Consider the following 22,033-nt stretch of genomic DNA (forward strand, 5'->3'; position numbering starts at 1 on the left):
GAGCACGGTTTCGCCGGACATCGCCGCCGCCATCCGCAGATGCGGCGCAGCCTCGTCCGCCCGTCCCTGCCGCTCGAGGGTGCGGCCCAGCATCAGGTGCGCGTAGTGCTCGACCGGGTCGCGCTCCAGCACAGCCAGCAGCTCGCTCTCGGCCTTCGCCAGGCGGGCGGAGTGGTAGTACGCGCGGGCCAGCAGCAGCCGCGGCCCGACCTGCTCCGGCACCTCGCCGACCAAGCCCTTGAGGATGCGCGCCGCCGTCACGTACTCCTTGGCGTCGAAGAACATCTGTGCCCGCTCCCACCGCTCGGCGGGCGTCCCGAACTCGAAGTAGCTCTCGCTCACCTGCGTACCTTTCCGCTCGCCGGCCGGTCATTGGCCGGACACCCCTCCGAACACGGTTGTGCTGCTCGGCATTCCGCCGCCGTGCACGCGTCGCTGCACCCGCCGTCCGGGCGGGGCCGGCGACCCAGGCACCGCGGACGCGGTCAGTCGCTCAGGTCGGGTTTGCCGAAGAGGACGGCGTAGCCGGAGGGGAGCTGGCTGATGATCTGGTTGAGCTCGCCGGGGGAGACGGCGTCGGCCAGGGTGCTGAGTACGGCGCTGGCGTCCCACTGGGCGGTCTGGGGACGGGCCCCGGTGCGTTCTCCCACCCGTCGGTAGAACTCTTCGACGCCGTACGACTCGGCACGCTGCTCCCCGTCGACCCTGAGAGCCTCCTTCAGCGCGGCGGGCAGCTGGGCCGACAGGTCCTTGGCCTCTCCGGGCGTGATGCGGTGCGCCAGGATCTCCAGCACCGCAGTCGTGATCTTGGCGGCTTCCGCCTGATCCGCGTACTCACCGCGCTCCCGCACCCGAGCCAGGAATTCGTCATGCCTCATCGATCTCTCCTCGGTTCGACAGCGGCGCACCGACCGATCCCGTTCTTCCCTGGTCAGAGCCAGGACTTCGTCTCCGTACCGGGGCCGACGTCCACTCGGCCCCCGGACCCTGATCCTCGAGCCGTGCGGCTTGCCCTGGGCCCGTCGCACAGGACCGGTGACACCGCATCCGTGCAGTCGCACAGGACGGGTGACACCGCACACGCCCAGCCAAACGGTCCGCCGTCGAGCCGTGCGGGCGGGGTGCGACGCGAGGAACTGCCGGCTCCGGCCCGTCGAGCGGGTGTCACACCCCGCTCGGCCAGGTCTCTTCCTCGCCCGCGTCGGCGGGGGCCGTGTGCAGCGGGGTCAGGGCGGTGGTGCGGTCGATGTAGCAGAAGGCGTCGTAGCGTTCTCCGACGACGGTGGCCACGTAGTTTCCCCACTTCTCCCGCTCCGGCCGGTAGACCACGCCGATCGCGCGGTGGTCGCACACGTCGTCGATCCAGGGCCGCCGGGTGGTGCCCGCGTCGGACTGTGTCCCCTTCGGCGGGAAGACGAAGAGCCCGGAATCACCGGGCAGCGCCCGGTGCATCGAGTCCTCCAGACTGCCTTCACGGGCCGGCGGCACCTGCATGACGCGCGCCCGCCCGCCCCATCGGTCGGACGCGATCACGGTGCCTTGGTAGGAGCCGAAGCCGACCAGCACGACGCCGTCGTCCTCGTGGCGCTCCCTGACCAGTTGACCGACGTTGACCAGGCCGGCCGCCGCCATGTCGGTGGCACGGGCATCGCCCACATGGGTGTTGTGCTCCCATACCACCGCCTTGGACCGCGGCCCGTAGTAGTCCATGAGCCGGTCGAGGGTGTCGGCCATGTGGTGGTCCCGGATGTTCCACGATTCCGGGCCGCCCCGGAGCATCGCCCGGTAGTAGCGTTCCGCACCGGACAGCACCTCGGCGTTCTGCCGGGCGGCGAAGCCGGCCGGGCCGCCGTCCACGGCTGCCGCCTGCTCCGCGCTGTGCCGCAGGTGTACCAGCAGCTCGCGTACCTCCGGCTCACAGCCGGACGGCACCAGCTCGGTGGCCATCGCATAGGACTGCGGGTCCTCAGCGTACGGCTCGAAGCACCGGTAGGCGTCCAAGGCCCGGTCGACCGCATCGGGGACGTGCTCGCTCAGGTAGTCGCGCACCGCCTGCAGCGACTCCCACAGGCTGTACACGTCCAGGCCGAAGAACCCGGCGCGCCGGTCGTGCGGCAGCCGGGCGTTGTGTTCGCGGAGCCACCGGCAGAACCGGGCGACGTCGGTGTAGGCCCACATCCACGTCGGCCAGCGGTCGAAGTCCTCCAGCACGCCCACGGGGTCCTCGGGCGCCCCGGGAGCGCCGGTCACAGAGCAGTGCACGGCGTGGCAGTCGGGCCAGTCGCCCTCCACGGCCACGAAGGAGAAGCCCTTCTCCTCGATCAGCCGCCGGGTCAGCAGGTCGCGCCACCGGTAGTACTCGGACGTGCCGTGCGACGCCTCTCCCAGCAGCACGTACCTCGCGTCACCGATCCGCTTCAGCAGCGGATCCAGCGACTCGTGCCCGGTCAGGGGCAGCGCATCGTGACGGATCCGGAACGAGTGCCCGAGGGCGGCGGGAGTCATGGAGCCTCCTCACGTCGGAACGCTTCGAGGCCACCGGATGCCCCACTGCGTCCCTTCACACGTCGCGGTCTGCTGGGCGGGTAGCCCTCCCTGACCGGGGGCATGCGCCTGCCGGAGCCGAAATCCGCGGACCGGGACCGGGACCGGGCTGCGCTGCGACCGGCCGTTATTCGCTTGCCCTGGCGACGCGGCAACGCTGCACTGTGGCGGGCGCCACGAGCCGTGGTGCCGGCATCACACGGAAGGCAGCGGCAGCGATGGAGATACGTCCCACGACCGGCCAGGACCTCGACGTCTTCGTCGACACACTCCATGCCGCATTCGGACGCTTCCCGGAAACCCCGGCCGAGGGCGGCAGCGGAGTCTGGTGGGCGGCGCTCGAAATGGACCGCAACCTGCTCGCCATGACGGCTGACGGGCGGCCTGTCGGCACCGCCGGCGCGTACTCCTTCGAGCTCACCCTGCCCGGCGAGATCCTGGCCCCGGCCGCCGGGGTGAGCGCCGTCGGCGTCGTGCCCTCGCACCGGCGCCAGGGCGTGCTCAGCGCGATGATGCGGCACCAGCTCACCGATCTGCGGTCCCGAGGGGAGTTCCTCTCCGTACTGCTGGCCTCCGAGGCCCCGATCTACGGCAGGTTCGGCTACGGCCCGGCGACCTACACGCAGCGGCTGACGGTGCCGCGCCACCAGGCCGTCTTCGCTCTCCCCCGGGCGAGCGGCGTGACCCGGGCCCCCGCGAGCGGCCCGGACACCGGCTCGGTGGAGGTCCTGCGGCGGGCCGAATGCGGCGACGTCCTGGAGGCGCTCTACGACCGGTACCGCCGCGCGCAGCCCGGCGCGCTGTCCCGGCCGCACCGCTGGTGGGCCCTGGGCGCGGGGCAGCCCCCGCTGTCTCCGGCGCCGCGCTACGTCGCCGTCCACCGTGACGCCGACGGCGTCCAGGACGGGTACGCCAGCTACTCGCTCGGCGAGTCCGGCACCTTGACGGTCGACGAGACCATCGCCACCGACGACGCCGCCTTCACGGCCCTGGCCCGGTTCGTCCTCGGACACGACCTGGTCACTCAGGTCGTGTTCAGGCACTTCCCTCCAGAACACCCTCTGCGCTGGCAGCTTGCGGACTTCCGCGCCGGCGAGGTGAGCGGCGACACCGACTGGCTCTGGGTGCGGCTGCTGGACATACCGCGTGCGCTTACCGCGCGCGGCTGGTTCACGGACGGTGAGCTCGTCCTCGACGTCGACGACCCGTTCCTCGGCGAGCGCGGCCGCTACCTGCTGACCGTCCGGGACGGCAAGGCCGACTGCGTCCCGACGGACCGGGAGCCCGACCTGTCCCTGGACGTGAGCGACCTGGGCTCCGTCTACCTCGGCGGCACCGCGCCGAGCACGCTCGTGCGTGCCGGACACATCCGGGCCCACCGCCCCGGCGCAGCCGCCCGCGCCGACACCCTGTTCCGCGCCGAGCGCCCCCCGCACTGCCTGCACTGGTTCTGACCCGCACGCCGACCGAGTCACGCCGCCCATCCCCGACTCCGCCCGGGGGAGGGCGGGTGGCCGGGCTCGCATCGTCCCGCCCGCGTGGCTGACGATCATGGCGAACGGCTCACCCGAACGGCCCTTGTCGTCTCGCAGGCCCCGGCCGTCCGGGTGATGCTGCCCGAGTGACTTGAGGAGGCGACCGTGGTGAACGCCTTGAACTCTCCCGACGCGACCGGCACGACACGCACGTGGTCCGCCTCTTCGTGATCCGGGCCCTCGTGACGGACCGCTCGGCGGGCGGTGAACGGCCCGCCTGACCAGGGCCGATCAAGGAGAGCCGATGCGCCGTTACCCTCCCATCGCCGACCACGGTCTCATCGGGGACCTGCAGACCTGTGCGCTCGTGTCGTCCGAGGGAGTGCTGAACTGGTTCTGCGCGCCGCGTTTCGACTCCCCGAGCATCTTCGCCGGGCTGCTCGACCATGACCGGGGCGGCCACTTCGCGATCACGGTGGACACCCCGGGCACGACCGTCCGACAGCTGTACCTGGCCGACACCGCGATCCTGGTGACCCGATTCCTCTCGCCGGAAGGCGTCGGTGAGGTCGTCGACTTCATGCCCGTCGACGCGTCGGCCGAAGTGAGCGCCCGTCACCGGATCGTGCGCGCCATGCGTGTCGTGCGGGGAACCGTCGACTTCGACCTGCAATGCCGCCCCCGCTTCGACTACGGACGCATCGGGCACGACCTCGTCCTCGGCGACGGCGGCGCCCGCTTCCTCGGCCCGGGCATCACCGCGTACCTGCAAGCGGCGGGCCCCTTCCGTCTCGAGAGGGACGGGGATGACGTGAGGGCGAGCGTGATGCTGCACGCCGGTGAGATGGCCGCGGTCGTCCTGACGGTGGACGACCCGGATGCCGAGCCCCCTTTTCCGATCACGGAGGAGAGCCTGCGCGCCGAGTTCGATGCCGTGCGTCACTTCTGGCACGCCTGGGTCGGACGCTCTCGTTACCGGGGACGCCGGCAGGAGATGGTCAACCGTTCAGTGATCACCCTGAAGCTGCTCACGTACGCCCCCACCGGCGCCCCGATCGCCGCCGCGACCACGGGCCTCCCCGAACAGGAGGGCGGCGCGCGCAACTGGGACTACCGCTACACCTGGATCCGGGATGCCTCGCTGTCGGTACGGGCCATGATCGACCTCGGCTTCACCGAAGAGGCCAATGCCTTCCGTGTGTGGTTGGGCAAGCGGCTGAGCTCGGGCAACGCGCCGAACGGGGAGCCGTTGCAGATCATGTACCGGGTCGACGGTGAGCCGCACCTGGCGGAGGAAGTCCTGGACCACTGGGAGGGCTGGCGCGGCTCGGCCCCCGTCCGGACCGGGAACGGTGCAGCCGGCCAACTGCAGTTGGACATCTACGGTGAGGCCGTCTACGCGCTGGCGCAGTCGACCGACTTCGAGGACGTGGCCGCCTACGAGACGTGGCAGCGTGTGACAACGCTCCTCGACTGGCTCGTCGACCACTGGGACCGGCCCGACGAAGGGATCTGGGAGACCCGGGGCGGGCGAAAGGACTTCACCTACAGCCGACTCATGTGCTGGGTCGCCCTGGACCGTGGCATCCGCCACGCCACCACCCACGCCCGCCCCGCGGACCTGCCCCGCTGGACAGCGACCCGCGACGCCATCTTCCACGAGATCATGGAGCGCGGCTGGAGCGAGGAGCGCCAGGCCTTCGTGCAGCACTACGGGAGCAACGTCCTGGACGCCTCGCTGCTGCTCATGCCGATCGTCGGTTTCCTTTCGCCGCGCGACCCGCGCTGGCTGTCGACCCTTGACGCCATGGACAGCGAGCTGGTTTCCGACAGTCTCGTCCACCGTTACGACCCCGAAGCCTCCCCGGACGGCCTGAGCGGTTCGGAAGGCACCTTCTCGCTGTGCAGCTTCCTGTACGTCGACGCCCTCGCGAGGGCGGGCCGGCTCGACCAGGCCCGCTACGCGTTCGACAAGATGCTCACGTACGCCAACCATGTGGGCCTCTTCGCGGAGGAGATCGGCCCCACGGGCGAGCAACTGGGCAACTTCCCACAGGCGTTCACGCATGTCGCCCTCATCACGGCGGCGATGTCCCTCGACACGGAACTCGACAACGCTGCTCCGCCCATGGCCGGACCGCACGGCGCACCTGTCGCACGACCGGTGTGACCGGGACGGCCGGTGCCGGCCGCCCGGCGTCGCTTCAGGGGCTGGTGGAACGCTCGGGGCCGTGGTCAGGGGCCCGTTCCGCCGGGGCGGAGTGGGCTGTCGGGCAGGCCGTACCGGTGCGCAGCGCAAGACCCGGCGTGGTGGCGGTCAGTGGGGCAGCGGCAGGACCGCGGACACCGTCTTGCCGCCCGGCCGGATGCGGACCCGCACCTCCGCGGACAGGGTGCGCACCATGTGCCAGCCGAATCCGCCGGGTCGCCCCACGTCCCTCGGCAGCGGACGCGGGGCCACGCGGCTGGGGTCGTCCACCGACACCGTCACCGTTCCGGGGCCCGCCACCAGGCGGAACCGGGTCACGCCGCCGGCATGCCGCAGCGCGTTGGTGACCAGTTCCGACACCACGAGCAGCACCGCGTCCACCTCGGGCCTGCTGGCCGGTGCCACCGCGGCGAGAAACCCCCGCGTCGCATCCCTGGCCCGTTCAGCGGTCTGCGGGCGGGCCGTCAGGGACTCGCTGTCCGCCTCGGGTGGCTGCATGATCACAAACCCTCCGTCGGAGCTCTTGGACGTTGAATCGCATGCCCCGAGATATGCCGGTCATCCCCCGATGCCCCGAATGCGCCTGCCGCAGGGCCGCAGGCCTGCGCCTGCGCAGACTCCGGCCACGTAGTCGTCGCCGGGCCGGTGGTCCGACGGGGCCAGAGCCCTCGTACAAGTGGTGCCACCGTGGTGTCATCGCAGCGCCACCGCGCGCCATTCCGCCCCGCGCACGGCACCGTGACGCGTCGATTCAAGGAAGAAAGCGCAGCTCAAAGACGTGTGCGCCAAGGAGGAGCCATTTTGGCTCGCCATGGTGCCACTGATGTGCCATCATGGCGTCATGGACCTCACGCCCTACGTCGACAACCTCCGGCACGAACTCGCCGTCGCGGCGGACGCGGGCGGTGACGAAGCCCGCGCCCTCGCCGAGCGGCTCACCGCCCCCCTCGAGTCCGCCGCCCGTCTCACCTTGCTCAACGCGCTGTCCGCGGCCATGGGCGAGGTCACCCGGGATCTGGCGCCCGGCTCCGTCGATGTGCGGCTGCGCGGGCTCGACCCCGAGTTCGTGGTGACGCCACCGCCCGTGTCCGAGCCGTTCCGGGAGGCGCAGGTGCCGGTCGCCGCGCCCGCCGCGGCCACGCCGTCTCCCGCGGACGCCGACGACGGCGCCATGGCGCGGATCAACTTCCGCCTCCCCGCCCACCTCAAGGCCCGCGCCGAGGACGCCGCCGCGGCGGAGGGCCTGTCGGTCAACGCCTGGCTGGTGCGGGCGGTGTCCACCGCTCTCGACGGCGGGGAGCGCGTGAGCCCGCCGGGCCGCGGCAAGGAGTCGGGCGGCCGGAGCTTCACCGGTTGGGTCCGCTAGGCCCGCCACCCCCACTCCACCGGCGGAGCTGATTTCGCCGACGTGACTCATCACCCGCCTCACCGGCGGGATCACCCACCCAAGCCAAGAGGACGGGACAGCCATGCCTGCTTTCGACACACCCGAACCGATCTCCGCCACCTTCGAGTTGGAGGTCGGCACCGCGCGCATCACCGCCGGCAAGCGCACCGACACGGTCGTGGAAGTCCTGCCGCGCAGCGGCGCCGACGACAACGACGTACGCGCCGTGCAGCAGACCCAGGTCACCTTCTCGGGCGGCAGGCTGACGGTCAGGACTGCCAAGAAGCGGTCCCTGTTCGGCAAGACGGGCGCCATCGAGGTGAGCGTCGAACTGCCCGCGGGATCGGATGTACGGGGCACCACGGCCATGGGCGGCTTCTTCTGCGAAGGCCACCTCGGCGAGGCCGTCCTCAAGACCTCGTTCGGCGACCTCCAGGTCGACGAGGTGGCCGGCGCCGAACTCAGGACCGACCACGGCGACATCCGCCTGGTCCGCTCGACGGGGGACGTCGAAGTCGTCGGCGCGGGCCGCATCGAGATCGGCACCGTCGCCGGCACGGCGACCGTCAAGAACGGCAACGGCGCGACCGAGGTCGGCGAAGTAACCGGTGGCCTGAAGACCAGCGCGGCCAACGGCGATGTCTCCGTGGGCATCGCGCACAGCAGCGTCGAGGCGAAGTCCGCCAACGGCAGGATCGAGATCGGCGTCGCCCACGCCGGGGTCGACGCGGTGTCCGCCAACGGCCGCATCCGCGTCGGCGACGTCGCCCGCGGGCGTGTCGACCTGCGCTCGTCCGTCGGAGACCTCGAAGTGGGCATCCACCAGGGCACCGCCGCCTGGCTCGACGTGCACACCAAGTACGGCACGGTACGCAACTCGCTCGGCTCCTCCGCCGGCCCCGCGGACTCCGACGAGACCGTCGAGGTGCACGCCCGGGCCGGGGTCGGCGACGTCATCATCTGCCGCGCCTGACCGGGCGTACCCCCCGACTCCCGTCCCCGAAAGGAATGCGGCATGACTGCCACCCTGACGACCGCGCCGAGCGCCGCGAACGCGCCGGCGCCGGCGATCACCGCCACCGGACTCCGCAAGTCCTACGGCGACAAGCTCGTCCTCGACGGCATCGACCTGAACATCGCCGAAGGCACCGTCTTCGCCCTGCTCGGGCCCAACGGCGCCGGCAAGACCACGACGGTGGAGATCCTCTCCACGCTCATCGACGCCGACGCGGGCGAAGCCCGGGTCGCGGGCCGCCATATCACCCGGGCCGCCGACGCGGTGCGCTCCGTGATCGGCGTCACCGGCCAGTTCTCGGCCGTCGACAATCTGCTGACCGCCGAGGAGAACCTGCTCCTCATGGCGGATCTGCACCACCTGGACCGCAGTGAGGGCAAGCGGCGGGCCAAGGACCTGCTGCGCCGCTTCGACCTGTCCGAGGTGGCGGACAAGACCACCGTCACCTTCTCCGGCGGCATGCGGCGCAAGCTCGACCTCGCGATGACCCTGATCGGCGATCCGCGGATCATCTTCCTCGACGAGCCCACCACCGGACTCGACCCGCGCAGCAGGCGCACCATGTGGGAGATCATCCGCGAACTCGTGGCCGACGACGGCGTGACCATCTTCCTGACCACCCAGTACCTCGAAGAAGCCGACCAACTCGCCGACCGCATCGCGGTGCTGGACCACGGCCGGCTGATCGCCGAGGGTACCGCCGACGAGCTGAAGCGGCGCATCCCCGGCGGCCACATCCGGGTGCGGTTCGCCGACGCCCGGAGCCTGGACACCGCCGCGGGCATCTTCGGCATCGCGACGCGCGACGAGGACTCACTCACCCTGCAGATCCCCAGCGACGGCTCCATCCCCAACCTGCGAGCCGTCCTCGACACCCTGGAGGCCATCGCCGTCCAGGCCGAGTCGCTCACCGTGCACACCCCCGACCTCGACGACGTCTTCCTGACCCTCACCGGTCAGCCCCGCCCCGCCGGCACCGTCGCATCGCCCGAGGAGAACGCCTGATGGCCACCATGTCGTACGCCGCACGAGACTCCAGGACGATGCTGCGGCGCAACCTCAAGAAGGCGCTGCGCTACCCGTCCCTGACGGTCACCGTCGTCGCGATGCCCCTCGTGATGCTGCTGCTGTTCAACTACGTCTTCGGCAGCGCCCTGGGCAACGGCATCAGCGGACTGCCCACCGGCAGCGGCGACTACATCGACTACCTGGCGCCCGGCATCATCCTGATGGCCGCCACCTCCGGCGCGCTGACCACGGCGATCAGTGTGTGCGTCGACAAGACGGAGGGCATCGTCAACCGTTTCCGTACGATGCCGATCTCCCATGCCTCGTTCCTGACGGGCCATGTTGTCGGCAGTGTGATCCAGACGATGACCAGCATCACGCTCGTCATCGGCGTCGCCCTCCTGATGGGTTTCCGCCCCAGCGCGACGCCCGTCGAGTGGGCCGCCGCCATCGGCCTGCTCACCCTGCTCACGCTCGCGCTCACCTGGATCTCCGCGGGCATCGGCCTGATCGCCAAGAACGTGGAGACCGCCAGCAACATCCCGATGCCGTTGACGTTCCTGCCGTTCGTCGGCAGTGCCATCGTGCCGACCGAGTCGATGCCCACCGGTCTGCGCTGGTTCGCGGAGTACCAGCCCTTCACCCCGATCATCGAGACGCTGCGCGGCCTGTGGCTCGGCACCGGGATCGGCTCCAGCGCGGTCGTCGGCCTCGCCTGGTGCGTGGCGCTCTCCCTCGTCGGTTACGTATGGGCCCGCCGTACCTTCAAGGCCGGCGTCAAGCGGTAACCGCCGCCCTCCTCGAGCCACTTCACCGCCTCGCACCACCTGCACCCCGTCCGACGATCGCAGGAGGAATCCATGTCTTACGACCCGACGGCCGCCGGCGCCACCGCCGAAGAGCCGCCCACTCTGCCCACCGACAGGCGCACCGGCTGCCCCTTCGACCCGCCCGCCGGACTCACCGCGCTGAGCGACCGGCCGCTGCGCCGTATGCGCTACGCCGACGGACACATAGGCTGGCTGGTCACCGGACACGCCGCCGCCCGCGCCATCCTGGCCGATCCGCGCTTCAGCTCACGCTACGAACTCCTCCACCCGCCCATGCCGATGGAGGGCGTGCCGGGAGAGATGCCGCCCGCGCCGGTCGGCGACATCATCGGCCTCGACGCCCCCGAGCACACCCGCTACCGGCGCCTGCTCACCGGCAGGTTCACCGTCCGCCGCATGCGTCGACTCACCGAGCGCGTCGAGCAGTTCACCAACGAGTGCCTGGACGCCATGGAGCAGGCCGGGCCCACGGCCGATCTGGTGACGGCGTTCGCGCAACCCGTACCCGCGCTCATGATCTGCGAGCTGCTCGGCGTGCCGTACGCAGACCGGGAGCGCTTCCAGAGCCACGTGGCGACCCTCTTCGACCAGACGGCCGAGGCGGAAGCCACGGGCGAGGCCTACACGGCGCTGCTCCAGTACCTGAACGAACTGGTCCTCGCCAAGCGCGCCGAGCCCACCGACGACCTGCTCAGCGACCTCACCACCGCCGACCTCACCGACGAGGAACTGGCCGGGATCGGCGGGCTGCTGCTCGCCGCCGGGCTCGACACCACAGCGAACATGCTCGGCCTCGGCACCTTCGCCCTGCTGAGCAACCCCGGCCAACTCGAGGCCCTGCGCGCCGACCCCTCCCTCGCCGGACAGACCGTGGAGGAACTGCTGCGCTACCTCAGCGTCGCCGACCCGCTGCCGCGGGCGGCGCTCGAGGACGTCGAGGTGGAGGGTCGGCTCGTCCGGGCGGGGGAGACGGTGACCATTTCCGTGCAGGCCACCAACCGCGACCCGCTCAAGTTCCCCGAGCCCGACCGGCTCGACATCCGACGCAAGGCCGCCGGGCACCTGGCGTTCGGCCATGGCGCCCACCAGTGCCTGGGCCAGCAGCTCGCCCGCGTCGAGATGACCGTCGCGTTCCCGGCGCTCTTCGCCCGCTTCCCCACCCTGCGCCTCGCGGTGCCGCCGCAGGAGGTGCCGCTGCGCGACCGCTCCAACATCTACGGAGTGATCAGCCTGCCGGTCGCCTGGGACGAGGAGTAGCCCATGAGCGACCCACGAGAGCCCCTGCGACTCCGCGTCGACCGTGACCGCTGCGCCGGCGCCGGCATGTGCGCCCTGACGGCTCCGGCCGTCTTCGACCAGGACGACGACGAGGGTCTGGTGATGCTCCTGAACCCCGCACCCGCCCCCGAGCACCGGCCCGCCGCCCGGATGGCCGTCGGCCTCTGCCCCGCCGGAGCCATCGCCCTCGACGCCCCGGATTCCACGGCCCTGTAGCGCCCGTGGCGCGGCCCGGACCGAGAACCCCGCACCGCGCACCGGTGGGGGCTCTCGCGTGTGCGGACCGCCCAGCACTTCGCCGCGGCGCCCGAGGTGGAACGGGCGCCGATGACGGCACGGACCCGCGACGCCGGCGTCAACCTGGCCTCGCTCGCCGCCGATTCGCCCGCACCCGGCCCGCCGTCGACTGGGGTCCACCACCACCCACGCCGACCCCAGCAGCGCCGTTCCCACCGGCGTGGGTGACCCGGCAAGCGTCGAACCCGCCCAGGATTCAAAGGGCGCGCCGACAACGGCTTCCGGGGGAGGGGCATTCGCTGGGACGGGAGCAGGCGGAGGCGCGGGAGGAAATCCCGGTCAGAATGCGCAGCCCTGCGGTCTCGAGCCTTGCGGCTCGAGGTCGCCGATCGCTGGTGGGCGGGCCGCAGCCATGACCGCGGTCGTGGTCAGACGAATGACGGAGAGAGGGAGTACGCCTTCCCAGCCCAAGATCCTCATGGCGACGGTGCCGGTCGAGTCCGTTCGGATCTCGAGACCGAGGGTGTCGGTGCTGTTCCATGTCGCTTCGCGGTTGTCCATGGTCAAGGATGACGCCGACGAGCGCTCCTGCGGTGAGGCACGCCGATGGAGGCGTACGGCGAAACGTCCCGCATGCCTTACTCGCCGGCTTCGGCGCAACCGACCTCACCGTCGATCTGCCCGACGGCCGGGAACACAGCGAGACGCTCATCGGGTCCCCGCACCACACCTCTCGGCGCCCGGCACACCCTGCGGCCCTGGGAAACCCGCGTCCACCGCCGCAACGCCTGACGCTGCCGCCGACGACTGAGAGCACCAGCGCGACCGCCCCCGTCGGCCCCGGTCCCGGTCCCGGTCCCGGCCCCGGGAAGCGGCGGGGGCGGTCATTGACGCTCAGTGCCGGGCGCCTCGGAGGATCCGGCCGATGACGATCGTGGCGTGCTCGGGCTGTTCCTCGAGCCATGTGCCGAGGTGTTCACGGACGGCCCGGCCGACGCAGGCGCGCGCTGTCGCGTTGTTCAGCGTGCCGCACGTGGCGCCGCCGTACTCGGGATGCTCCAGCGATACCGACACCACCGCCGTGAGCCCCTCGCCGATCCGGTCGGCACCGAGATCGGGATCCGCCTTCGCGAGCAGTCCCCGCTGCCGCGCGTACGCGTTGACGGCGGCCACGAGCCCATCGCGGAAGCCCTCTGCGTGCGTGCCGCCCTCCGGAGTGGGCCTGCTGTTCGCGAAACTCCGGACCTGTTCCTCACGGGAGTCGCTCCAACGGAGGGCCACCTCCACCGTTCCCGCCGTCAGAGGGAGCTCCCGCTCGAAACTGACGATGTGCGGGTGAACGGGGACGGCGTCCGGGCCCTCGATGAAGGCGACGAAGTCCCGTGCTCCGCCCGGGAACCGGAAACGGACCGACCGGGATCCGCCCGCGGTACGTTCGTCGGTCAGCGAGATGTCGAGGCCCCGGTTCAGGAAGGCCAGTTCCCTGAAGCGCTCCGTCAGCACGGTGAACGAGCACTGCGCCGTGCCGAAGATGTCGGCGTCGGGCCGGAAGGTGATGGTGGTCCCGCTACCGGTCGCCGGTCCCACGGCCTTCGGCGGAGCGAGCGCGACGCCGCACGCGTATTCCTGGACCCAGCGGACCCCGTCACGCCGCACCTCGGCCGTCAGGTGGCTCGACAGGGCGTTGGTGACGCAGGGCCCTGCGCCGATGCGGCTCAGGACACCGGAATGGCGGTCACCGGGCTTCGGTCCGACGTGCGGGCGGGTCAGCAGGGCTTCGAGGCCGGGACCGCCGGTGTCCTCCGCGGCCTCGACGGGGACCCCCGGTCCGTCGTCGGCGACGCGCACGCCGCCGTCGGATGTGAGGGCGATGTCGACGGAGTCCGCGCGGCCGGCGAGGACTTCGTTCACCGCGCGGTCGGCGACCTCGAACACGAGCTGATGCAGGCCTCGTTCGCCGGTCGAGCCGACGTACATCCCGGGCCGCTTCCGAATGGCTTCCCGCCCCTCCAGCACCTCGATCCGGGCGGCGTCGTACGTGATGGCGTCCTGGCTCATGAAGTCCCCCTCCGGGTGTCCTGTGGACTCTCCCAGCCTAGGCGGATCCGCGAAAAACACCAGGTCAGAGCCGGTTCGCCGTGAGCATGAGCGGCCGGGTGAGCGCCTGCGCGGAGGCGGTCGGCCCAGGGATCGTGAGCCGCGGGCGGATGGCGGCGCAGGGGCCGCCGAGGCCGGGAACGACCCCGTTCCCGGCGGACCCGAGGTACCCGATCCGGGAAGTTCTCACGACCGCCCGGCACGCCGCGTCCGAGCATCGGCGCGCTCTACGGCGTGCGGGACGCTCGCGGCACCGCCACACGCCGCACTCAGATGTGACGACGTCTTTCGATCAGGTTCAGACGTGCGTGAGGAGGCGCTCCAGCGGCCGGGGAACGCGCTCGAGGTCCAGGTGGGTGATCAGCGCCCGCGCGTAGAGCGCCTTGCGGCCGCTGTGCGTGCCCATGAAGCGCCGCAGTTGGTGCTCCACGGGCCGTTCCCGCTGCGCCGGCTGGCCCTGGAAGGTGTGGAAGGGGCGCATCTCGCCCTGGTCCTTGATCACTTGCTGCACTCCGTCGGCCCCGAGAGCGCGGATCAGCTCGTCCTCCAGGTCGGCGACGCATACGTGGAACCCGAGTGGCTCCAGACCGGCCCGCGTGAGACCGGACCCGAGACCGACCCGTTCCAGATGACGACGGAAGTGCCGCTCCTCGCCGATGTCGCAGAGACCGGCGAGCGGGAGGCCGAGTCCGGGGGGACCGCACACGTCCAGGAACCGCCCGATGTTGGTCGCGCCTCCGAGCGGTACCACCGCGACGCCCTCCGCGCCGAGGTCGCGGCCGTAACGTGCGGCCAGCGCTTCGAGTGCGACGTGATCACTGCTGCCCTCGACGAGCACGATCGTCCGCACACCGCCGGCCAGTTCCCGCGCCGACGCTGCCGCCGCTCCCGACTCCGCTCCGCCGGCCGCCCATGCGACCAGCGCCAGGCGGAATCGCCTCAACTCGTCCACGAGACCTCGCTTTCCGATGCCATCCTGGCACGGCCGAGATCCCGCACGCACGTACGTTTTCCGAGGGTGACGGGCCCCGGAAGTCGGTAGCTCCGCACTGCCGGCCGCGGGGCGGCTCGGGCTTGTTCCGGCACCGCCGGCCGGCCGGTACGCAGCCCCGTCGCATCAACCGCCGGACGGAGCCGATGAGTCCCGATAGTGGTCCCGGACCTCGGGGCGTTGCCGGAAGCCGGCCGACATGTAGGTGGCGACGGCGCCGGCATTGGAGCTGGGGGTGCAGACGAGCGCGCTCGACGAGCCCAGTTTCTGGAGCGCGGCCGCCGCGGCGACGGTGATCGCCTTTCCGTAGCCGTGACGGCGATGTTCCCGGTGCACACCCATCGGCTCGAGCAACCCGGGCTTGCCCGGACCGGCCGACCACACCGTCACCGCCGCCACCGCGTTGCCCCGGTCGTCGTACGCGACCAGACAGCGGGCGTCGGCGTACGGCAACCCGGCCGCCATCGCGTGCCAGCGCTCGTCCGAGAACCTCGACCCGTCGAACGCCGCCCGCTGTACGGCGGCGAACACATGGGCCTGCTCGGGCCCGATCGCCTCGATCCGCACGCCCGGGTCGTTCACCGGCTCCGTGAGGTCGCGGCGCAGCGGCGTCCACGGCTCGTCGACGTCCCAGCCGTCCTCGAAGAGCAGATCCTGGACCAGCGCGCCCATCGGCGACTCGATGTTCGCCTTCCCCTCGGGCAGCACGCCGCGCTCCGGATCGGTCACGTCCTCGACCAGCTTCCGGGCCAGCTCCTCGTCCCGGTGAGCGTCGGGCGCGATCGTCAGGCGCAACAGCCCGGGACCGTCCAGCAGCCCGACGGCGAGAATCCGTCCGCCCCGGCTCCACGTCCTGACCGCCGCGGCGGTCGCTTCCGCACCTGACCGCCAGTACCAGCCCAGGTCCCCGGGATGCAGTTGCATCGGCGCCCCGTCGTACTGCCACTCCCGCAGCACGTCCACAGCCTTGCTCAGCCCGTTGGCTCCCGGCATGCTCAGCACGATCGACATGCCCCGATCACACACCACCGCGCCGGCCGTCCGCACCCGATTTCCGGTCGGCGGGCGCGGGTGGGGGCTGCGGGTCCTCGCGCGGCGGCCGGGAGGTCCGGCGGGCCGCCTGCCGCAGTGGGGCGGGCAGGGCTCGCCGTCGTTCCGAAGCCCGGCGTTCCGCCGCTCCTGTCAGGCGGCGTCACTCCTGTGCGGTCCGGCGTCCGACTCCGGGCGCCGCAGGCATGCTTCGACACGGCCGCCGGTGATGCGGGTGTCGAAAGCGGGCTGCGGCGCCGTCGCGGGGCCGCGTACGTTCCAGCCGTCGGCCAGGCGGAACACGCTGCCGTGCCAGGGACAACGGACGCAGCCGTCGCTGATCGTCCCTTCGGAGAGCGGGCCGCCCATGTGACTGCACGTGTCGGCGAGAACGTGCACGGTGTTGCCGCTCTCGCGCACCACCAGGACCGGCACGTCGTCGATGTGCCGGCGGACCGCCCGGCCGACGGGGAAGTCGGCGACGGCGCCGATCACCTGCCACCCGGACTTCACGAGATGAGGTACGGCTTCCGCATGGTTGGCGCCGGATGCCTGCCGGTAGGCAAGGTGGCCGCCGAGCGCGCCCCCGAGACTCACGGCCGCCAGCCCGGCGAAACCGAGTGCCTTGCCCAGTCCGGTGCGGCCTTGTGTCCGGGCGGTCAACGAGCTCGCGTACAGCGCCACGGCCGTGACGTTCGTCGCCGCGTGCACGAGTCCCACGCGCATCTGCTGTCGCTGGAGATCCGCCCAGTCGACCCAGCCCGCCACGGCCGCAGGGGGAACCGCGGCCAGCCCCACCCCGATCAGGGCGCGTGCTCCACGGTGCTGTCCGGGAAGCAGGTCGAGCACCGCCGCGGAGAGCCAGCTGCCGATCGGCACCTGCACCATCAGGGGATGCACGGGGTGTCCCAGCCACCTGCCGTGCAGGAAGTCCCTGCCGCGTCCCAGGGGAAGCCCGTGCACGGCCCGCTGGACACGGTCGATCACCGGGTCGTTGCGCGGACTGCGCTCCAGGCGGTCGATCGCCGCGAGGAACCGGCCGGGGCCTGCCGACGACGAGAAGAAACGCTTCCGGAGTTCGGGCCGATCGCTGCCCGGTGATGCGTCCCATCGGTTCATAGGAGCTGGGTAACCACGGACGAGCACACGAAACCGCATCGAGGCGCCGCCGGGACGACAGTCCTGCCGGCAGCGCGGGGTGCCGCTGTCCTGATGGCATGCGGCCGACGCCGGAGAGGACAACGATGAAGCCGTACGCCGTCCGTCACAGGAAGGAAGCGGGCCATGTCCGACCAGGAGAAAGAATCCGTGACTCCCGAACCGGAGGAGGAGCCCGACTTCGCTGACGAGCACTCCCGTCCCACCTATGCCGATGAGCCCTCGACGGAGGACCCCGACGAGTCGGTTCCGTCGGGGGAGGGCGGCGACGGGGGAATGGACCCCGCCTGAAAGGCCGGTGGATGGTCACAACCGTATAATCGGGCCCATGGCAAATCGGCCGTCAGAGAAGCCGCGACTGCTGTCGGGTGGCAACCCGCAGATTCCCAAGGGCGACGGCGATGGCCCTGTCCAGGCCTATATCGAGGCGATGCCGGGCTGGAAACGCGAGGTCGGCCGCCGTCTTGACGACCTCGTCGTGCGGACCGTCCCCGGCGTTCGCAAAGCGGTCCGCTGGAACTCACCCTTCTACGGCGTCGAAGGCAACGGGTGGTTCCTCGGTCTCCACTGCTTCACGAAGTACGTGAAGGTGACCTGGCTCAACGGCACATCGCTGGATCCGCTGCCGCCGGGCGAATCCAAGCATGAGCGCGTGCGCTACCTCGACATCCATGAGGACGAGGAGTTCGACGAGGAACTCGTCGTCAGCTGGATCCGTCAGGCCGCCGACCTGCCCGGTGACGATCTCTTCTGATTGCCGACGGCGATGCCGTGGCCGGTACGGCGAGTTACGGCCTCACCGATCAGTGGTAAAGCCGCCGGGGCTCAGTGACTCGCCCGTGCCCGCCTTGCCGCGAACCAGGCAGTGACGAGCGCCCCGCCCACCACCGCCGTCGTCCGGGCGCCTGAGCTTCCGGCGACGGCTCCGGCCATGTCGCGAGCCCGGTCCAACGCGCTCAGCGGCACTCCGGCCAGCACGTTCGCCAGAGGCCGGCGGGGCACGGCCGGGTGGGGATGTGTGGGGGCGGTACGCCGCACCGTCTCCCACGTGGTGCCCAGCCGCCGCAGCCGTGCGCGGTCATGGCCCAGCGCCTCCTGCAGCCGGGGCAGGAGCAGTTCCTCCTCGTCGCGGATGTCCTGCCGTATGAGGGCAAAGGCCCGCTCGACGAGTTCGTCGTGGCGGGGGTCGGCCGGGTCGGTGTGTTCGACGGCGGCGACCAGGTCGTTGATTTCCTGGTGCTCCTGCTCGACCCGAGAGGTCAGTTCCTCGCCGTCGTCCGCGAGCCGCCGCAGCGCCGGCCACAGCACGGTCTCTTCGGCGAAGGCATGGCTGAAGGTCAGCTGGATGATGTCCTTCAGCGTCTGCTGCCGTTCCTCCGGGGGCCGCTTGCCCGATACATAGCGGTTCATCAGGCGGTCGAGCTTGGCGTGGTCACGCCGCTGCCGCACCAGGACGCTGGCCTCGCCGCCGAGCTCCTCGACGCTCTGCTGTGTGATGGAGGTGGACATCGGGGCCTCCTCAGCCCGTGTGGTGCCCCGGGGGCCGGACTCGTTCGGCGGGCCGCTCGGGGGTTCGTCGCCTTCGCCGCCGGTCCCGCGAGTACCCATTGCCTCTCGGAAGCACTCCTCACCGGGCCCCGCTGCGGCCGCCTTTTCACCTGACAGGCGGGCCCGTCACCCCCGTGGGGAATTCCTCGACGCCGAGCACCAGCAGCAGCTCCAGTCGCTCGCGGGCCTCGGCGTCCGCCGGGGTGAGCACGAGCAGCAGCTGGCCCTGGTCGGGAGTCACGAGGGTTTCGCAGTCCATCAGCAGGCGGCCCACCCGCGGGTGCAGCACGGTCTTGCGGTCGGCGCGCCGGACCGCCACCTCGTGCTCGGCCCAGAGCCGGCGGAAGTCGGCGCTCGCGGCCTGCAACCGGTCGACGAGCCCGGCGACCGTGGGGTCGCCGGACCGGCGGCCGACGGCCGCGCGCAGGTCGGCCACGAGCTGCCGGGCGTGGTGCTCGTGCTCCTCCGGCGGGTGGACGTCGCGAGTGGCGGCGTCGGTGAACCAGCGGTGCACGAGGTAGCGCCGGTCGCCGGACAAGCCGGTGTGGTCGCCCGTGAGCAGGACGGCCGCACGGTTCTGGGCGAGGACCTCGCCCAGGTCGGACAGCACCAGGGCCGGGGTGTCGCCGAGCAGGCCGAGCATGCGCACCAGACCGGCGCGGGCCAGGCGGGCCACTCCGTCGGCGGGCGGGGGCCGGTGGCCGGCCAGGTGGAACAGGTAGTCCCGCTCGTCGTCGGAGAGGCGCAACGCCCGGGCCAGCGCGCCGAGCAACTGGGTCGAGGGCTGACTGCTGCGGCCCTGCTCGAGGCGTACGACGTAGTCCACCGACATGCCGGCGAGCATGGCCACCTCTTCCCGGCGCAGGCCGGCGGTGCGGCGGCGCGGGCCGTCGGGGATGCCGACCTCGGCCGGGCGGATCGCCTCGCGGCGGTGGCGCAGGAAGTCGGCGAGCTGCTCACGTTGCATGGCTCCATGGTCCCCCGACGCGGGCGGGCCGATCCAGGGAGCGGCTCTCCCATGATGAACGCTCCGCTCCCGTACGCCGCGGCGCACCCGCAAGGTGGGTGACGGATCCGACGACGAAGGAGAACGTGATGCAGACGCGAACCCTGGGCAGTACCGGCCCGACCGTTTCCGCGCTGGGCCTGGGTGCGATGGGCATGTCGGACGTTTACGGCGCGGCCGACCGCGCGGAGAGCATCGCCACCGTGCACGCCTCGCTCGAGGCCGGCGTCACCCTCATCGACACCGGCGACTTCTACGCAATGGGCCACAACGAGCTGCTGCTCGCCGAGGCCCTGCGCGGCCGGGACCGGGACAGTTACCAACTGTCCGTCAAGTTCGGGATGCTGCGCGGACCGGGCCACGACTTCGGCGGTGCCGACGCACGTCCCGAGGCGGTGAAGAACTTCCTGGCCTACTCCCTGACCCGGCTGGGCACCGACCACATCGACATCTACCGTCCCGCCAGGCTGGACCCGGCGGTTCCGATCGAGGAGACGGTGGGCGCGATCAAGGAGATGATCGACGCCGGGTACGTGCGGCACCTCGGCCTCTCGGAGGTCGACGCCGCGACGATCCGCCGGGCGCACGCCGTGCACCCGGTCGCCGACCTGCAGATCGAGTACTCGCTGATCTCTCGCGCGGTGGAGGCGGACATCCTGCCCACGCTGCGGGAGCTCGGCATCGGCCTGACCGCTTACGGCGTCCTCAGCCGCGGCCTCATCTCCGGGCACTGGGCCGCCGGCCGTACCGCCGGCCCCGGCGACTTCCGCGCCTTCAGCCCGCGGTTCTCGGCCGGGAACGTGGAACACAACCTCGCCCTCGTGGACGCTCTGCGCCGGGTCGCCGAGGCGAAGGGATGCACCGTCGCCCAGCTGGCCATCGCCTGGGTGGCCGCACAGGGCGACGACATCGTGCCGCTGGTCGGCGCCCGTACCCGCGAACGGCTGGCCGAGGCGCTGCCCGCGATGGAGCTGACCCTCACCGCGGACGACCTCGCCGAGATCGAGAAGGCGGTGCCGCCCGGCACGGCGCGCGGCGACCGGTACCCGACCGCGTTCATGTCCGGTCTCGGCGCGGGGAACTGAGTCCGCCTCTCCGGCGGCGCCCGGCGCGAGTGCCGCCGGGAAGCGGGCACCCGCGCGACGAGGTTCTGGCCCGTGCGGCGTGAGCCGGTTGCCGGAGCGTCTCGCCTAGATGGTCGACGGGATGTGTCCCTCCGTCGGTGATCACGGATGCGACGTGGGACCGGATCGAGCCGCTGATGCCGGCCGGTCCGGCCCATGGACTCCGGTGCGCACCCGCTCGCACCGGAGTCCAGGCTTCAGGCACTTTGGCTGCCCTCCCGGGCAACGGCCTGCGGGAAAACTCGTTGGCCCGCTGCCGCCGACCTGCGACGATGCCCCTGTTTGCCGAGTGGAGGGCATTTGTTCGTTTTCGTGTGCGCAGGGTGCGACGCCGAGCTGACCGCCCCGTTGGCCCGGGTCGCCCTGCCGGTCCACACCTATCAGAAGTACGGCAACGGACTTCAGCTCCCGGTGCTCATGGAACCGGGGACGTTCGCCGTGGAACCGGAGCCATGGGGCCCGCCTTGGCGGAGGTGGGAGGAGATCGATCCGGACGAGGCGGCGGCCCGTGGCGTCCACGCGCCGGTCCACGCCCTGTCCGACGGCGCCCCCGGTGCGGTTGTCATCGCACCCGGGGACATCCGCGGTGCCGTGCTGATCCCGGAGAGGCGTGGCGGCGCCTGCTGCGGCCTCGACGTGGCCGACGGTCCCAACATGGCCTGCGGGGCGTGCGGTCTGCCGGTGGCGAGCCGGATCGACGACTGCTCTCTCTGGCAGGCCATGTGGCTCGCCCCGGACGCCGTGCGCCGTGTCCAAGTCGGAGACGCCGACACCGGACCGCTCTCCTGGGCGGAGCTGATGGCGGAAGGGAAGGGCGTGACCCCCTTCGAGCCGATCACCCTGTGGGGATCGCTGTCCGGGGCGAGCCGCCGCTGGTCCTGGAGCCCGCAGTGGGAGGCCGCGGCCGGGCGGGCGCTCGCCCACCTTCTGGTGGCGTCGGAGGGCCGGGCGGTGACCGTCCCGGACGGCCTGACCGCGGAGGTGTTCCAGCACACCCTCGACGCCCTGCTGCCGGCCGGTCCGCCGGTGCGGCGAGCCGTCCTCGCCGGACCGGGGCTGGCCGCCCCCGACGCGGACGCCGGCATCCTGCTCGTACC

Annotated in this window: 22 protein-coding genes; 12 read left to right on the forward strand and 10 right to left on the reverse strand. The window is 71.6% G+C overall.

Annotated features, from left to right (window positions below; translation table 11 throughout):
• From ACWGH4_RS10630 to ACWGH4_RS10640, 3 genes are all read right to left on the reverse strand, one after another.
• On the reverse strand, positions 1–342 hold a 342-nt coding region (locus ACWGH4_RS10630; protein WP_453458340.1), incomplete at its 3' end, for a tetratricopeptide repeat protein.
• Between the two features lie 143 nt (positions 343–485).
• The gene (locus ACWGH4_RS10635; protein WP_441262272.1) at positions 486–878 is read right to left on the reverse strand and encodes a DUF2267 domain-containing protein; all 393 of its coding nucleotides are present in this window, start codon (positions 876–878) and stop codon (positions 486–488) included.
• Positions 879–1,164: 286 nt separating this feature from the next.
• Positions 1,165–2,505, reverse strand: coding sequence for an erythromycin esterase family protein (locus tag ACWGH4_RS10640; RefSeq protein ID WP_453458344.1), 1,341 nt, complete (start codon positions 2,503–2,505; stop codon positions 1,165–1,167).
• Positions 2,506–2,762: 257 nt separating this feature from the next.
• Between ACWGH4_RS10640 and ACWGH4_RS10645 the strand changes: the two genes are divergently transcribed.
• On the forward strand, positions 2,763–3,998 hold the full coding sequence (locus ACWGH4_RS10645; RefSeq protein WP_453458347.1) for a GNAT family N-acetyltransferase: 1,236 nt from the start codon (positions 2,763–2,765) through the stop codon (positions 3,996–3,998).
• Positions 3,999–4,323: 325 nt separating this feature from the next.
• On the forward strand, positions 4,324–6,189 hold the full coding sequence (locus ACWGH4_RS10650; protein ID WP_453458350.1) for a glycoside hydrolase family 15 protein: 1,866 nt from the start codon (positions 4,324–4,326) through the stop codon (positions 6,187–6,189).
• A gap of 147 nt (positions 6,190–6,336) precedes the next feature.
• On the opposite strand, the gene ACWGH4_RS10655 is transcribed toward ACWGH4_RS10650, so the two are convergent.
• Entirely contained in the window at positions 6,337–6,726 is a 390-nt protein-coding gene (locus ACWGH4_RS10655; RefSeq protein WP_441262274.1) for an ATP-binding protein, read from the reverse strand.
• A 343-nt stretch (positions 6,727–7,069) separates the two neighbouring features.
• Between ACWGH4_RS10655 and ACWGH4_RS10660 the strand changes: the two genes are divergently transcribed.
• The 6 genes from ACWGH4_RS10660 to ACWGH4_RS10685 all read left to right on the forward strand — a co-directional run bounded on the left by ACWGH4_RS10660 (position 7,070) and on the right by ACWGH4_RS10685 (position 11,962).
• A complete protein-coding gene (locus ACWGH4_RS10660) occupies positions 7,070–7,594 on the forward strand; it encodes a toxin-antitoxin system HicB family antitoxin (protein WP_453458354.1) in 525 nt (174 codons plus the stop codon).
• Between the two features lie 103 nt (positions 7,595–7,697).
• Positions 7,698–8,588 (forward strand): DUF4097 family beta strand repeat-containing protein, encoded by an 891-nt coding sequence (locus ACWGH4_RS10665; RefSeq protein WP_441262276.1) that lies wholly within the window; start codon positions 7,698–7,700, stop codon positions 8,586–8,588.
• A gap of 42 nt (positions 8,589–8,630) precedes the next feature.
• Positions 8,631–9,635, forward strand: coding sequence for an ATP-binding cassette domain-containing protein (locus tag ACWGH4_RS10670; RefSeq protein ID WP_441262277.1), 1,005 nt, complete (start codon positions 8,631–8,633; stop codon positions 9,633–9,635).
• Entirely contained in the window at positions 9,635–10,426 is a 792-nt protein-coding gene (locus ACWGH4_RS10675) for an ABC transporter permease (protein WP_453458358.1), read from the forward strand. Before ACWGH4_RS10670 ends, ACWGH4_RS10675 begins: the two co-directional genes overlap by 1 nt.
• 72 nt (positions 10,427–10,498) lie before the next feature.
• On the forward strand, positions 10,499–11,725 hold the full coding sequence (locus tag ACWGH4_RS10680; protein WP_453458361.1) for a cytochrome P450: 1,227 nt from the start codon (positions 10,499–10,501) through the stop codon (positions 11,723–11,725).
• A 3-nt stretch (positions 11,726–11,728) separates the two neighbouring features.
• Entirely contained in the window at positions 11,729–11,962 is a 234-nt protein-coding gene (locus ACWGH4_RS10685) for a ferredoxin (RefSeq protein WP_453458364.1), read from the forward strand.
• A gap of 915 nt (positions 11,963–12,877) precedes the next feature.
• On the opposite strand, the gene ACWGH4_RS10690 is transcribed toward ACWGH4_RS10685, so the two are convergent.
• The 4 genes from ACWGH4_RS10690 to ACWGH4_RS10705 all read right to left on the reverse strand — a co-directional run bounded on the left by ACWGH4_RS10690 (position 12,878) and on the right by ACWGH4_RS10705 (position 17,219).
• Complete coding sequence (locus ACWGH4_RS10690) at positions 12,878–14,041, reverse strand: DNA gyrase subunit B (RefSeq protein WP_453458367.1); 1,164 nt, start codon at positions 14,039–14,041, stop codon at positions 12,878–12,880.
• Positions 14,042–14,378: 337 nt separating this feature from the next.
• Positions 14,379–15,032 carry a TOPRIM nucleotidyl transferase/hydrolase domain-containing protein gene (locus tag ACWGH4_RS10695; protein WP_453458370.1) on the reverse strand — a complete coding sequence of 218 codons (654 nt, stop codon included), beginning with the start codon at positions 15,030–15,032 and terminating at the stop codon, positions 14,379–14,381.
• Positions 15,033–15,197: 165 nt separating this feature from the next.
• Positions 15,198–16,082, reverse strand: coding sequence for a GNAT family N-acetyltransferase (locus ACWGH4_RS10700; RefSeq protein ID WP_453458373.1), 885 nt, complete (start codon positions 16,080–16,082; stop codon positions 15,198–15,200).
• A gap of 171 nt (positions 16,083–16,253) precedes the next feature.
• Positions 16,254–17,219, reverse strand: a complete 966-nt coding sequence (locus ACWGH4_RS10705; protein ID WP_453458376.1) for a Rieske 2Fe-2S domain-containing protein — start codon at positions 17,217–17,219, stop codon at positions 16,254–16,256.
• Positions 17,220–17,384: 165 nt separating this feature from the next.
• Between ACWGH4_RS10705 and ACWGH4_RS10710 the strand changes: the two genes are divergently transcribed.
• Positions 17,385–17,549, forward strand: a complete 165-nt coding sequence (locus ACWGH4_RS10710; protein ID WP_441262286.1) for a hypothetical protein — start codon at positions 17,385–17,387, stop codon at positions 17,547–17,549.
• Between the two features lie 37 nt (positions 17,550–17,586).
• On the forward strand, positions 17,587–18,012 hold the full coding sequence (locus ACWGH4_RS10715; RefSeq protein WP_441262287.1) for a DUF1801 domain-containing protein: 426 nt from the start codon (positions 17,587–17,589) through the stop codon (positions 18,010–18,012).
• Positions 18,013–18,083: 71 nt separating this feature from the next.
• Here the strand turns inward: ACWGH4_RS10715 and ACWGH4_RS10720 are convergent, their stop codons facing one another.
• Together ACWGH4_RS10720 and ACWGH4_RS10725 are read right to left on the reverse strand one after the other, a co-directional pair.
• Complete coding sequence (locus ACWGH4_RS10720) at positions 18,084–18,767, reverse strand: hemerythrin domain-containing protein (RefSeq protein ID WP_453458379.1); 684 nt, start codon at positions 18,765–18,767, stop codon at positions 18,084–18,086.
• 145 nt (positions 18,768–18,912) lie between these two features.
• Positions 18,913–19,773, reverse strand: a complete 861-nt coding sequence (locus ACWGH4_RS10725; RefSeq protein ID WP_453458382.1) for a helix-turn-helix transcriptional regulator — start codon at positions 19,771–19,773, stop codon at positions 18,913–18,915.
• Positions 19,774–19,901: 128 nt separating this feature from the next.
• On the opposite strand from ACWGH4_RS10725, the gene ACWGH4_RS10730 reads away from it, so the two are divergent.
• Together ACWGH4_RS10730 and ACWGH4_RS10735 are read left to right on the forward strand one after the other, a co-directional pair.
• Entirely contained in the window at positions 19,902–20,897 is a 996-nt protein-coding gene (locus tag ACWGH4_RS10730) for an aldo/keto reductase (RefSeq protein ID WP_453458385.1), read from the forward strand.
• Positions 20,898–21,236: 339 nt separating this feature from the next.
• Positions 21,237–22,033: hypothetical protein (locus ACWGH4_RS10735; protein ID WP_453458388.1), on the forward strand; the 797-nt coding region annotated here is incomplete at its 3' end.

This window comes from Streptomyces sp. NPDC054847, from assembly GCF_053610925.1.

Bases quoted from the DNA above. Each gene is read 5' to 3' on its own strand.
- ACWGH4_RS10635 (WP_441262272.1), bottom strand. From the start codon at position 878: ATGAGGCATGACGAATTCCTGGCTCGGGTGCGGGAGCGCGGTGAGTAC.
- ACWGH4_RS10640 (WP_453458344.1), bottom strand. From the start codon at position 2,505: ATGACTCCCGCCGCCCTCGGGCACTCGTTCCGGATCCGTCACGATGCG.
- ACWGH4_RS10645 (WP_453458347.1), top strand. From the start codon at position 2,763: ATGGAGATACGTCCCACGACCGGCCAGGACCTCGACGTCTTCGTCGAC.
- ACWGH4_RS10650 (WP_453458350.1), top strand. From the start codon at position 4,324: ATGCGCCGTTACCCTCCCATCGCCGACCACGGTCTCATCGGGGACCTG.
- ACWGH4_RS10655 (WP_441262274.1), bottom strand. From the start codon at position 6,726: ATGCAGCCACCCGAGGCGGACAGCGAGTCCCTGACGGCCCGCCCGCAG.
- ACWGH4_RS10660 (WP_453458354.1), top strand. From the start codon at position 7,070: ATGGACCTCACGCCCTACGTCGACAACCTCCGGCACGAACTCGCCGTC.
- ACWGH4_RS10665 (WP_441262276.1), top strand. From the start codon at position 7,698: ATGCCTGCTTTCGACACACCCGAACCGATCTCCGCCACCTTCGAGTTG.
- ACWGH4_RS10670 (WP_441262277.1), top strand. From the start codon at position 8,631: ATGACTGCCACCCTGACGACCGCGCCGAGCGCCGCGAACGCGCCGGCG.
- ACWGH4_RS10675 (WP_453458358.1), top strand. From the start codon at position 9,635: ATGGCCACCATGTCGTACGCCGCACGAGACTCCAGGACGATGCTGCGG.
- ACWGH4_RS10680 (WP_453458361.1), top strand. From the start codon at position 10,499: ATGTCTTACGACCCGACGGCCGCCGGCGCCACCGCCGAAGAGCCGCCC.
- ACWGH4_RS10685 (WP_453458364.1), top strand. From the start codon at position 11,729: ATGAGCGACCCACGAGAGCCCCTGCGACTCCGCGTCGACCGTGACCGC.
- ACWGH4_RS10690 (WP_453458367.1), bottom strand. From the start codon at position 14,041: ATGAGCCAGGACGCCATCACGTACGACGCCGCCCGGATCGAGGTGCTG.
- ACWGH4_RS10700 (WP_453458373.1), bottom strand. From the start codon at position 16,082: ATGTCGATCGTGCTGAGCATGCCGGGAGCCAACGGGCTGAGCAAGGCT.
- ACWGH4_RS10705 (WP_453458376.1), bottom strand. From the start codon at position 17,219: ATGAACCGATGGGACGCATCACCGGGCAGCGATCGGCCCGAACTCCGG.
- ACWGH4_RS10710 (WP_441262286.1), top strand. From the start codon at position 17,385: ATGTCCGACCAGGAGAAAGAATCCGTGACTCCCGAACCGGAGGAGGAG.
- ACWGH4_RS10715 (WP_441262287.1), top strand. From the start codon at position 17,587: ATGGCAAATCGGCCGTCAGAGAAGCCGCGACTGCTGTCGGGTGGCAAC.
- ACWGH4_RS10720 (WP_453458379.1), bottom strand. From the start codon at position 18,767: ATGTCCACCTCCATCACACAGCAGAGCGTCGAGGAGCTCGGCGGCGAG.
- ACWGH4_RS10725 (WP_453458382.1), bottom strand. From the start codon at position 19,773: ATGCAACGTGAGCAGCTCGCCGACTTCCTGCGCCACCGCCGCGAGGCG.
- ACWGH4_RS10730 (WP_453458385.1), top strand. From the start codon at position 19,902: ATGCAGACGCGAACCCTGGGCAGTACCGGCCCGACCGTTTCCGCGCTG.